Raw genomic sequence first — 10,882 nt, 5'->3', positions numbered from 1 at the left:
TAAAAACGGTTCTGTGAAAGTGACACGAACCGATCTCCATCGATGTTACTCACCGATCTCCTTCACGGTAATACGCACCCTTGATATCGCCCTGGTTGATTTTGCGAAGAAGCGTCGATGTTCTGAAATTGCCTGCGCCCACGTTATAGACGAACGAATAAAGAGCGCCGCGCGTTGTTTCCGGTATATCGACTTTGATGTACGGGTTAATTTGTCTGGCAACAGTGGCAAGGTCTTTATTCAGGAGAGCTTTGCATTCTGCTTCGGTATACGTTTTACCGAGCATGATGTCTTTTCCAGTGTGTCCGTGACATACAGTCCATACACCAACAATATCTTTGTATGGTATGTAGCTGACACCTTCCAGACCATCGTTACCACTCGGTCCAGTGATTAACACAGATGCTATAGCAATAGCCCCGCCACTTATCGCCGCTATTACGCTATTTCGTAGTGCCGGTGACATTGCCATTCAATCTGTCCTCGCGCTCTTTGCGCTTGTAGTACCAGTTGATGCCAAATGTGCCGACAGTACAAAGAATACCAATGATGACAGCCCAGTCATTCAGGGAGAGAATGCCACCCATCGCAGTCAGTCCTCCGAAGCTGTAACTGAACCATTCTCTGATTTTGTCCATACGGTACATGCTCTACCCCTTCATTGAGGGGATTTGCTCTATTTAATTAGGAATAAGGTCGATTACTGATAGAACAAATCCAGGCTACTGTGTTTAGTAATCAGGTTTGTTCGTGACCGATATGCACGGGCAAAACGGCAGGAGGTTGTTAGCGCAACCTCTTGCCACCCGCTTTCACGAAGCCAGCCATTGAGCTGGTTTTCTTTTATGCAAAGCACACCGCACCGTAGCCACAGCGGATAAGGTGATTATTTTTGTCTGTCTGGTATTTGGTTTGATGTGCTTTCAGAAAGGCCGTGCTTAAAACGCAAAAAGCCCCGAGCTATTAACTCAGGGCTTTATTTAACGAGTGCATTTATCCATCGTTGGGTCAAATTTACCCAACTTTATTCAAAAAGTCAATATCATGCCGTTAATATGTTGCCATCCGTGGCAATCATGCTGCTAACGTGTGACCGCATTCAAAATGTTGTCTGCGATTGACTCTTCTTTGTGGCATTGCACCACCAGAGCGTCATACAGCGGCTTAACAGTGCGTGACCAGGTGGGTTGGGTAAGATTTGGGATTAGCATCGTCACAGCGCGATATGCGGCGCTTGCTGGCATTCTTGAATAGCCGACACCTTTGCATCTTCCGCATTCTTTCTCAACAACTCTCCCCCACTGCTCCGTTTTGGCTATATCAACCGCACGGCCTGTACCGTGGCAATCTCTGCATCTTGCGCCCGGCGTCGCGGCACTACGGCAATAATCCGCATAAGCGAATGTTGCGAGCACTTGCAGTACCTTTGCCTTAGTATTTCCTTCAAGCTTTGCCACGCCACGGTATTTCCCCGATACCTTGTGTGCAAATTGCATCAGATAGTTGATAGCCTTTTGTTTGTCGTTCTGGCTGAGTTCGTGCTTACCACAGAATGCAGCCATTCCGAATCCGGCTTGTGATTGCGCCATCCCCATAGCAGCCATCACATCAGTACCGGAAAGAGAGTCAGAAGCCGTAGCCCGTGGTGAGTCGCTCATCATCGGGCTTTTTGGCGAATGAAATTTAGCTACGCTTTCGAGTCTCATCGTCTTCCCCTCTTGCCGTGTTTGACCATCAGGACGCCGTTAACTATTACATGACGCTCGCCTTTGCTGTCTCGGTTGTACTTGAGCACTGTTCCTCTTGCGCAGGAAAGCATCCTTGCCACTTCGGTCTGATTGCCTCGTGTCTGGATAAGAAGCTCTGGTATCGTTTGAATTGTGGCGTTCATGCGTTCTCCAGTTCGGTGATTTTTATTCCAAGCCTTCCGCCTGGTACTTTCACGCCACGAATTACGCGAATGTCATCGAATTGCTCGTCGTCTTCCGCAAATCCGGCGTGGATAAGGGAGTCGAGTAAACCTTTCAGGATGTTATCGAGGTCTCGGCGGCGGGAGTCTGGAACGTCTGCGATGACTTTGATGCGGAGTCGTGATTTGGTGAAAATATCTAACTTGAGTTGGCGGATGATTTGCTGAACGTCTTTTCGGTATTTCTGGCCTTTATCGCTGATGTAGTATTGGCTTCCCCGTCTTCGCCAGTAGGTGTTCACCGACGGCGGGTATGGAAGCACAAACTGATATTCGTTCATGACTTAATCTTCCCCTCCTTCAGCAGTATCGCCTGCGTCCTGATTACGCCTTCGAGGTGGTAAAGTCTGGCGTCTTTGTTGTCGAGGTTATGGGTGCGTCGGTCGATTTCATCGTGACACGCGCTACAAGCCCATGCGCCGATCAGGTCGTCAGGCTTCATTCCCGTTCCGCAAATTCCAGCCATCCGGTAATGTGCCAGAACTGTGGTTTCAGGATTGCCATTGCATACGCCGTAAATACGTACCTGGCATTCTCTTCCGCGCGCTTCTTTGCGTAGGTTAGCCATTAAGCAGCCTCCCCTGTTACTTTCAGCATTCCGTTATCGAGCAGCTTTCTGGTCAGCCACTGTTGGCCACGCCCGGTGATTTTTGTGGTGAACGATATCTGTATTCCGTGATTTGTGTTGACCGCTGTTTCTTTCACTGTGAAATAGCCGCGCTCCATATATTCCTGCATTGGCACATTGCGCCGGGAACCTGAAGCAATAAGTATTTTGTGATCGCGCATCCACGCAAACAGTTTGTTTGGACCAATACCGACAACCTTTGCAAAGTTTCCAATCAAAATTCCGCTGGCCTCGCCAACTCGATCGGCAAACTCAACTTTAGGTGCGGCAATTGCGAGCTGGTTTTCCAGTTGCATTTTCTGCTCAGCAAGATCAGCAGCAAGGCGCAACGCTTCCGGTAACGTTTTGGGGATATTAACCGCAGTTTCTTCAAGCTCTCGCCAACGGTCAACAAGACGAGCGGTGAATTCCGGCGACAACTGGGCTACAACGACAATACTGTCTCGCTTTCCTTGTTCGCCTTCGAATACATACACACAAAAACTTTGATTTAAGCCTAACCCATTGATTCTTCCACAATCCTCAATTTGAGGAAGTCGGATAACACCATTTTTAGCCAGCGTTTCGATGGTACGTTTCACATTGTCATGACGCTTACCAACCAACTCAGCAATTTCAATGCTTGTCATTTTGATGGCATTGCCATTTATTAACTCATTCATCGTCTTCTTCCTCGTGCATCGAGCTATTAGGATCGCTCATCAGTTCTGCGCAGCAGTGCTCACACACGTGAACTTCCAGCACATGCAGCTTCTGACCGCAGTTAGCGCACGTTAAAGCCCGCTCGACGCTTTCTTTCTGGTATTGAAGAGATTGGGATGGACTAAGCATGGCTTTCACCATTAAAAAGTCGCTTGTAAGCATCAATGTCTCGTTTTGCTTCACCAAGCTTTCGTCTTAATTCCATGTTTTCTGATTCAAGCTTTTCCATGTCTTGCTGGTATCGATCGCGGTGTTCTTTCCATGCTTTTCGATATGCCTTCATGTATGTCGTATTGGCCTTTCTCTTTGCCTGACGAACTGCGTGGTGGTTTTTCACAAACCAGTCAGGGTCGTTAAATGCTGCTCTGGCGCATGTATACCAATAATTTGTTGCCTCCCTGTTTAGCCAATAAATACTGATAAATGGCAACTGGATAGACACCATTTTTCGTTGAGACTCTTTCTCGCCAAACATGTGCCCTTTTTTGATGCTAAGGCCAAATCCAGGTTGAATTAAAAGCATTGTCATTTCCTCGCACGATGTCTTAGCCACCGGATATCCCACAGGTGAGCCGTGTAGTTGAAGGTTTTTACGTCAGATTCTTTTGGGATTGGCTTGCGTTTATTTCTGGAGCGTTTCGTTGGAAGGTATTTGCAGTTTTCACAGATTATGTCGGTGATACTTCGTCGCTGTCGTCTCATTCGTACCTCCTGTCTGTAAATCTGACACCCTGACCAATAGCCCATGCTGTCGTGTACTCAATCAGGCTTGCCATGCGCTTCACGCTCATCTGTGCGCTGCTTTCGCGAATGTTGACGTATTCACCTTCAAGGCCGGGCAAAACATCAGCTTCCTGCTTTGTTGCCACTGCATGACCGCTGATCAACAAAACCTTCCATTGTTCTGGTTTTAACCATTTATCGCGCCACTGAACTTGCCTAGCGATATCTGCGACCATCGCGTGAAATTTTGCGTTCTGGTCAAGGTTGCGCTTGTAGTCAGTAATGCGGATGGTGACTGGCTTGTCTTTATCGAGAGGAGTTGAGAGGATGGCATTTATTGCGGCTTGCTGTTGTTGCTTACTTCGGAGGAAGATTGTTTGCTTCATCGTTACTCCTTCACTTTGACTCCAGCAGCGCGAACTGCGGCCATCCAAGCCCTGTATCTCTTGTTTATTTCAACTCGTTTATACACAATCACGCCCAAAATATTCTTGCTTCGCATTTGTCGAATGAAGCAAGCGGAGACACCAAGTTCATCAGCGCACCAATCTTCAAATCTCTCTAAGTTATCGTCCATATCAATCCCCGTTAATCGTTTCACTCACGAATCTGACAAAACCAGCCATGTTAATTTGCATGAGTTTTTTCAACACCTTGTCTCTTCGACTACGTTTTGGTTTTGGCCTGTGGTTGAATCTTTCACAAACTGGAAGGATTGATGATTTCCAGTACCTATTACGCCTTGCTCCATCTTCCGCCATATCGGCATGAATAAGGTCTGCTAGTGTGCTCATATTCACCTCTCCAGTTACATTGGTTTTGTAATGTTGCTAGTCATCTTGCGAATAAAAAGATGCGTACGTAGCTTTGCTTCCCACATGTAAATCTCCTCAAGGCGAGATAAATCTACGAATACCGGACCTTTGTAATCTGGTCTTGATGCCCTTATGTATGAGCTAATAGTTTGTGCATCTTGCTCGTCAAGATTCATGACTTCCATCTCTAACAGATTTCAGGTTATTCCACTCCGTTACCGCACTGCGATAATTCGCGGCAGCCACAGCAGCGTGGTTAGCGCAGTAGATTTGGCATCCGTTCTCCATGTCGAATATTGTCGGTGATTTTCCGCATTTACATTTTTTGGCACGCGGTGCGTCTGAACACATTCCGTTAACGGTGTCCACCAGGATCCCCCTCGTTCTTAATCCAATAAAAAAGGGCTACTGTGTAAATAGCCCCTGTTATTAGCTCAGTGATGTAGATGGTCATCAGAATCCTCCTTTCTTCTTGGATTGCGGTTCCTCGCGTTCACGGCGGCGCATTTCAGCGGACTGTTGGTCTGTGTCATAAATAGAGCCATTTGCCTGAATGCAATACACCGTGCCGGTATTGCCATGACGATTGAGACGAAGGATTAGTTCAGTTTCCCCAGGTGGAACACTGTCATCAAAAGCGCCTTCACGATGGATCCCGACCCAATAATCGCAATCCTGTTCAATCTGCCCTGTATCTCGTGAGTCACTTGGTAATGGGCGTTTATTGGTTCGGCTTTCCAGTGCGCGGTTAAGCTGTGTCAGAAGCACAACAACGCAATCAAGCTCTTTGGCAAGGTTCTTCAGTCCTTTGGTGATCATGCCGTAAGCAAGGTCGTTGCGATCGGCCTTCTCAGCGGTCATTAGTGTCAGGTAATCGACCAGAATCATGCCAACACATCCTTTTTCTCGCTTGATTCGACGGCTTTCGCTGACGATTTGAGCCAGAGATAATCCCGGCGTGTCGTCGATGTAAAGCATGTCGATTTCACTCAAGCGATTGGCTGTTTCGATCGCCCTGTTGAAGTCACCATCGTAATCACCCTGATAGCCGTCATCGGCGTCATTTGTCGCCGGAAGGTAAAAAATATTCGGGTTAACACCAGACTTCTGCCCTACCAGTTTTTCCAGTATCTGATCACCTGGCATTTCAAGGCTGAACATCAGAGCGGGCTTTTTCTCATGCACTGCGCAATTGATTGCCATCTGGCTGTATAGCGTGGTGTTGTGGGTTAGAATGTATCCGTCAGTTGCATACAAATGTCTCTCGTGGGATACCATGATGCAAATGCACTCTTCACGTCCAATATACTCAACCGACGTGATAACAGGCGCACTTGTTTTGATGCGTTTTGCAGTGAATTTTTGCTTCAGGCGTGGAGATTTTATGTGTGATAGAACCTCATCAGGCAACCTGATTGCGCAAATATGGGCATCCATACCTTTGCGCATTTCTCCCTTATAACTGAATTTCGGCTCCTGTTTGGTTGTCATACGACACACGCCACCAAGAGAATGCACCAGCCGCTTTACACCATCTGACAGGAACTTGCTTGCCGAGCTAAAGCGCAGGGCATTATTTCCTTCAACCCAACCATCGGTTTCAAGTAATCCGCATAGAACATCAATACGAGTTTGCTTATCAGCAGAAAAAATAATATCCGGGATAATTTTAATCTCTGACATCCGGCCGTAGATACCAAGCCGTTGCATAACCCGCGTAAGAGATAATTTGCGGCTAAACTTGTGAGATAGGGAGTAATCGCAGCCAGAAACATGCCTGACTTCAATATCGTCACCCACTTCAGATCTTACTCGCTCAATGATGTATGGTTCCGTCATGCTGATTCGTGGCGTACCTGCAAGATTTCCATCGCCAAGTAACGCACCTAACAGCCATGGGCTAATCCCTAAATCAACAGGCAATCCGAAGTCACCGCTAATACCAGGAACATGAATGCGGCTTTGATAGCGAACGCATTCCATCATGTCCCGTAGGCGGCAGGTGTCTACAACATCAACGCCACCGGTAATACGGTTACTATGAATTTCCCACAAATGATCATCCGCGCAATCAACGGTTCTTCCGTCAGAGAACGTAACTCGGTAAATATCTCGCTCCCCTTGAGGAAAAACTCCAGACACGAATGATGGTTGTCCATCCACTGATGCTAGGGAATCTCCAACACATACGTCACGAAATGTTGTCCATGAACCATCAGCAAGCAAAATGCGTGAATTAAGCGGTTGCGCTTTCCCCATCTTAGGGCGAGCGCCAATGACGAACAGAGAGCCTTTCACCAGACCTTTCGGTGACAGCATCCTGTCCAGCGATGGGATCCCTGTGCTCATTCCTCGTTGTTCGCCTGACGGGTCAAATCGCTTCTCAAGGTCGCTAACCCAGTCTTCCATGACCTCACCAAATGAGCGAAGGCCGCGACGCGATCCGGTTTTTGCATGGTCTGTCAGTTGCGTGAAAATCGCCTGAATAGCTTCGTACTTCTGCGTTGCAGTCATTCCGTTGCGGGAATAGAGCAATTCCGTCGCTTCAGTCATGCGGTTGATGGCGTAGCGTTCCATTGCGGTTTCGCGAACCTGCATTGCATAAGCAACGATGTTTGCTGCGCTTGGCGTGTTCTTTGCGATCTCAGCGATATAAGCAAAACCGCCAACAGACGCCGTTAACGATTTACGCTCCAGTTCATCGAAAAGCGTCAGGCCATCTACTGGCTTTTGCTCCCGGTGCATTCTGGTTATTTCTTCGAAAAGGATTTTGTGTGGTCGGCTGTAAAATGAATCAGGCTTCAGCATCGCCAGAACTTTCTGGACGCGCTCACTGCTGTCATCATCCAGAAGCAATCCACCAATCACCGCCTGCTCTGCCTCGATGCTATGGGGCGGCGCATAAAAATTATCGGTCATCGTGTTCACCCTCACGAACTTTCAGGTAGGTATTGTCGTTAAGCAGGAAATCAAATCCCTTTTTGTGCCAGACGGTTCCGCGTTGATGGTTTGGACGCTCTTCGAACATCCATCGGCAATTTTCGCCTACGTAGCTCAAATAATTTCTCCAGTCCTGCATCGTGAACCCATGCCCGTCAAGCTGGCGGGTTATCACTCCGGCTTTGCGCCAGAACGTTCGGATCTGGTTTTTACGCTTGTCATTCAGTGCGCGGATTTTTGGCGCTTCAGGAAGGATTTCGTGGTAAGCATCGACAACATCCTGACAGCTAACGGAAGGTTTTTTCTTGTCAGACTTTTTGTCTGCTGCGGTACTCTCTAATACGTCAGTATTAGAGATATTATTTATATTATTGTTTATGGACAACCGTTGGACAACCGTTGGACAATCTCCGCTGAGAGCCGCGCCATTACTGGTGTTTGCGTTGGACAACCGTTGGACAACCGTTGGACAATTTTTTGCCTGAAAATCGTCATATTTAACGATTGTAAACAGGCTAAATTTCTTCCCCATCGAGCAAATATTAAGCATCCCTTTCGACTCAAAAGTCCGTAATAAGCTCCGAACTTTGTTGTCTGGGATGAATGTTTCTCTGACCAGCGACGGGCGTCCAGTTATCATCTGACCGCGATCAACAGTTATCGGCCCGATATCCGTATTGACGACAGTAGATTCGTGATTAGCCTTGAGGATTAAGTGAAGCCAAAGATGTACTGCCTGAGAGTCCTTATAGAGCCTGCTGTCCATAAACTGGCGGTGTATAGAGACATACCCCATACTGGATGCCTCCTGATGTTGTACAGGGTTATGCCTGTAATCAGCTAACTTAACGACACCCATGTTTCACTCCTGCTTTGGCTAGTCTGTAAACACCAACAAGGCGCTCTGCGAACGTCCTGTTATTTGCTGCGGCTACCACTAATCCCTCAGGTGAATCAGGGTGTCGAATCTCTTCTTTTTCCTGGTATTTCTTACGACGTTTTGTCATAATTACTCCTGTGGATTGATCCAGTAATTCCCTCAGAATTGCATATCAATTTGCTTAAAATCCTCGGTGGCGGCCGGGGATTTTTTCTTTGTGATTTCATCAAGCGCATACTTAAAAGCCCTGCTAATCGGACTGATGTCTGATGCCATTCCGAAAGCACACAAGACCGAAGCAATAAATCTCCAGTCCGTTCTGCTTATCTTCGATTCATGACAGCCAATCATCTTTGCCAGACCGCGCTGGGTAAGCGTTGACAGGTTGATGAGTAAATCTGTTTCTGCGCGATCAACGTCGCGCTGTGATAGTTTGCTGTAACTTGTTTGTTCCATTTCTTACTATTTCCATAGGTAAATAATCACTAATACTCATCTTTCGATGAGTGCTTAATTAGTTACCGCGTTGTCGGCGGTGCAGATTGATAAAGAGCGGTGTTACTTATGCAGCCAGAAGGTTCTTTTTGCTTATTTCAAGCATTTCGCTTGCTTGATATTTGCCACCAGAAATCTCTTCGATTTTTGATGCGTATTTAGTTTTCCCAAAAAACTCAGTCTTAGGGAGGAAGCCGTTTTTGAGCCACTTATAGACAGCCCTTTCGCTAACTCCACAAGCCTTCGCAACTTCAGGGATGCCGACACCTTTAATCGGCTCATCAAGATTTTGCATAGGAATATCCTTTTTCGTACTTTCAGTACGTATTATGGTTGAACTGAAAGTTTTTGCAAGTGCTTTAGTATCGTACTCATGGTTCAGAATGAAAAAGTGCGCAAAGAATTCGCCCAGCGGCTAGCGCAAGCCTGTAAAGAAGCTGGTCTTGATGAACATGGTAGGGGGATGGCCATAGCCCGTGCCCTTTCTCTTTCGTCCAAAGGCGTTAGCAAATGGTTTAATGCTGAGTCTTTACCGCGTCAGGAAAAAATGAATGCGCTTGCGAAATTTCTAAACGTTGATGTTGTTTGGCTTCAGCACGGCACTTCGTTAAATGGAGCGAATGATGAAGATACTCTTTCATTTGTTGGCAAATTAAAAAAAGGGTTAGTGCGCGTGGTTGGTGAGGCAATTCTTGGTGTTGATGGTGCCATCGAGATGACCGAAGAGCGCGATGGGTGGCTCAAAATTTATAGCGATGATCCTGATGCCTTTGGTCTTCGTGTGAAAGGAGACAGCATGTGGCCCAGAATAAAATCAGGAGAATATGTACTCATTGAGCCTAACACCAAAGTCTTCCCGGGTGATGAGGTGTTTGTCAGAACCATCGAAGGACACAACATGATCAAGATTCTTGGCTATGACAGAGATGGAGAATACCAGTTTACAAGCATCAACCAAGACCACAGGCCAATAACGTTGCCTTATCATCAAGTAGCAAAGGTGGAGTATGTGGCTGGTATTCTGAAGCAATCTCGTCATCTGGATGACATCGAGGCAAGGGAGTGGCTGAAAAATTCGTGACTTCATCGTCACATAGCTGGTAACCAGTGGCCTGAAGAGACGTTTTGGTGATATATGTGAAATGCATATATTGATATAAATGCAGCAATATCAAATAGTTAAAAGGTTATATTTTTAATGAATGATCTTGATAAGAAAAAGTACGACCAAGTTATTGATTCTGTGAACTTCGCCCTTAGATCGTTGTCAGAGTTATTCGAAGCACATGGAATGCATGGGATGTATGATCTAACGAATCCAAGCCTTGATGAGCTAAAATTAGTGTTTACAAGGATGAAAAACGGTGTTGACTCTATTGCTCAAAGCTTTGAGCACATGGTAGAGACAGCAAAGGATATGGATGCCGCAAGTGCAAGCATAAATGTTATGAACATCAAACAAGGATTGATGTATGCTGAATCACTATTGCTTGCTGTAGAGAAATTAGACTATGATAAATGTGTGGAAGCAAATACGCAGATAAAAACCCACGATCTTCCACCAACCCAATGGCCTTAATAGTAAATCAAGATTTCATATAGTCTATTTGAACTAGGCTAGTACCATAAAATAAACCGAGGAAACGCAATGAAAACCATGTCCACTCTGCACAAAGATGCAATGACCCTGAGATCTCTCATTAACGAGATTCTGGCTCGCTCGTCAGCAC

At 46.4% G+C, this 10,882-nt stretch carries 17 protein-coding genes and 3 pseudogenes; 2 read left to right on the top strand and 18 right to left on the bottom strand.

Annotated elements, in window-relative coordinates:
* Nucleotides 1-73: 73 nt before the first annotated feature.
* The 18 genes and pseudogenes from QZF50_RS20375 to QZF50_RS20290 form a co-directional block, all read right to left on the bottom strand.
* A pseudogene (locus QZF50_RS20375) lies at nucleotides 74-466 on the bottom strand (lysozyme); the annotation flags it as partial.
* A complete protein-coding gene (locus QZF50_RS20370; protein ID WP_000286100.1) occupies nucleotides 444-647 on the bottom strand; it encodes a phage holin family protein in 204 nt (67 codons plus the stop codon). The pseudogene QZF50_RS20375 and the gene QZF50_RS20370, both read right to left, overlap by 23 nt.
* Before the next feature lie 435 nt (nucleotides 648-1,082).
* A complete protein-coding gene (locus QZF50_RS20365; protein WP_001235461.1) occupies nucleotides 1,083-1,706 on the bottom strand; it encodes an antitermination protein in 624 nt (207 codons plus the stop codon).
* Nucleotides 1,703-1,891: a protein ninH gene (locus QZF50_RS20360; RefSeq protein ID WP_061892200.1), complete on the bottom strand. Its 189-nt coding sequence runs from the start codon at nucleotides 1,889-1,891 to the stop codon at nucleotides 1,703-1,705. Before QZF50_RS20360 ends, QZF50_RS20365 begins: the two co-directional genes overlap by 4 nt.
* Nucleotides 1,888-2,250 carry a RusA family crossover junction endodeoxyribonuclease gene (locus tag QZF50_RS20355; protein ID WP_001008199.1) on the bottom strand — a complete coding sequence of 121 codons (363 nt, stop codon included), beginning with the start codon at nucleotides 2,248-2,250 and terminating at the stop codon, nucleotides 1,888-1,890. The genes QZF50_RS20360 and QZF50_RS20355 overlap by 4 nt, the downstream gene beginning before the upstream one ends.
* Nucleotides 2,247-2,537: a DUF1364 domain-containing protein gene (locus tag QZF50_RS20350; RefSeq protein ID WP_000002244.1), complete on the bottom strand. Its 291-nt coding sequence runs from the start codon at nucleotides 2,535-2,537 to the stop codon at nucleotides 2,247-2,249. The genes QZF50_RS20355 and QZF50_RS20350 overlap by 4 nt, the downstream gene beginning before the upstream one ends.
* Nucleotides 2,537-3,259, bottom strand: a complete 723-nt coding sequence (locus QZF50_RS20345) for a DNA-binding protein (RefSeq protein WP_061892199.1) — start codon at nucleotides 3,257-3,259, stop codon at nucleotides 2,537-2,539. Before QZF50_RS20345 ends, QZF50_RS20350 begins: the two co-directional genes overlap by 1 nt.
* The gene (locus QZF50_RS20340; RefSeq protein WP_073972135.1) at nucleotides 3,252-3,461 is read right to left on the bottom strand and encodes a protein NinF; all 210 of its coding nucleotides are present in this window, start codon (nucleotides 3,459-3,461) and stop codon (nucleotides 3,252-3,254) included. The genes QZF50_RS20345 and QZF50_RS20340 overlap by 8 nt, the downstream gene beginning before the upstream one ends.
* Entirely contained in the window at nucleotides 3,421-3,822 is a 402-nt protein-coding gene (locus QZF50_RS20335; RefSeq protein WP_000924594.1) for a hypothetical protein, read from the bottom strand. The genes QZF50_RS20340 and QZF50_RS20335 overlap by 41 nt, the downstream gene beginning before the upstream one ends.
* A 2-nt stretch (nucleotides 3,823-3,824) precedes the next feature.
* On the bottom strand, nucleotides 3,825-4,001 hold the full coding sequence (locus QZF50_RS20330; RefSeq protein ID WP_001254255.1) for a NinE family protein: 177 nt from the start codon (nucleotides 3,999-4,001) through the stop codon (nucleotides 3,825-3,827).
* Nucleotides 3,998-4,408, bottom strand: coding sequence for a recombination protein NinB (locus tag QZF50_RS20325; RefSeq protein WP_001576826.1), 411 nt, complete (start codon nucleotides 4,406-4,408; stop codon nucleotides 3,998-4,000). The genes QZF50_RS20330 and QZF50_RS20325 overlap by 4 nt, the downstream gene beginning before the upstream one ends.
* 2 nt (nucleotides 4,409-4,410) lie before the next feature.
* On the bottom strand, nucleotides 4,411-4,599 hold the full coding sequence (locus QZF50_RS20320) for a hypothetical protein (protein WP_057697606.1): 189 nt from the start codon (nucleotides 4,597-4,599) through the stop codon (nucleotides 4,411-4,413).
* Between the two features lie 691 nt (nucleotides 4,600-5,290).
* Nucleotides 5,291-6,058: pseudogene (locus tag QZF50_RS20315) on the bottom strand (DnaB-like helicase C-terminal domain-containing protein); the annotation flags it as partial.
* A gap of 1,029 nt (nucleotides 6,059-7,087) precedes the next feature.
* A pseudogene (locus QZF50_RS20310) lies at nucleotides 7,088-7,756 on the bottom strand (DnaB-like helicase N-terminal domain-containing protein); the annotation flags it as partial.
* Nucleotides 7,746-8,636 carry a hypothetical protein gene (locus QZF50_RS20305; protein ID WP_024190675.1) on the bottom strand — a complete coding sequence of 297 codons (891 nt, stop codon included), beginning with the start codon at nucleotides 8,634-8,636 and terminating at the stop codon, nucleotides 7,746-7,748. The gene QZF50_RS20305 and the pseudogene QZF50_RS20310, both read right to left, overlap by 11 nt.
* Nucleotides 8,623-8,784, bottom strand: coding sequence for a hypothetical protein (locus QZF50_RS20300; protein WP_171840571.1), 162 nt, complete (start codon nucleotides 8,782-8,784; stop codon nucleotides 8,623-8,625). The genes QZF50_RS20305 and QZF50_RS20300 overlap by 14 nt, the downstream gene beginning before the upstream one ends.
* Before the next feature lie 32 nt (nucleotides 8,785-8,816).
* Nucleotides 8,817-9,113, bottom strand: a complete 297-nt coding sequence (locus QZF50_RS20295) for a CII family transcriptional regulator (RefSeq protein WP_000438527.1) — start codon at nucleotides 9,111-9,113, stop codon at nucleotides 8,817-8,819.
* A gap of 106 nt (nucleotides 9,114-9,219) precedes the next feature.
* Complete coding sequence (locus tag QZF50_RS20290; RefSeq protein ID WP_001180318.1) at nucleotides 9,220-9,447, bottom strand: helix-turn-helix domain-containing protein; 228 nt, start codon at nucleotides 9,445-9,447, stop codon at nucleotides 9,220-9,222.
* Between the two features lie 78 nt (nucleotides 9,448-9,525).
* Here QZF50_RS20290 and QZF50_RS20285 point away from each other — a divergent pair, with 78 nt between their 5' ends.
* Both QZF50_RS20285 and QZF50_RS20280 read left to right on the top strand, forming a co-directional pair.
* Entirely contained in the window at nucleotides 9,526-10,233 is a 708-nt protein-coding gene (locus QZF50_RS20285; RefSeq protein ID WP_052944611.1) for a helix-turn-helix transcriptional regulator, read from the top strand.
* Nucleotides 10,234-10,350: 117 nt separating this feature from the next.
* Nucleotides 10,351-10,731, top strand: coding sequence for a hypothetical protein (locus QZF50_RS20280; RefSeq protein WP_021539111.1), 381 nt, complete (start codon nucleotides 10,351-10,353; stop codon nucleotides 10,729-10,731).
* Nucleotides 10,732-10,882 lie beyond the last annotated feature (151 nt).

Origin of the sequence: uncultured Escherichia sp. (assembly GCF_948475835.1) — a bacterium.
Classification (GTDB): domain Bacteria; phylum Pseudomonadota; class Gammaproteobacteria; order Enterobacterales; family Enterobacteriaceae; genus ECMA0423.
This window is presented reverse-complemented; position numbering and strand designations above follow the sequence as displayed.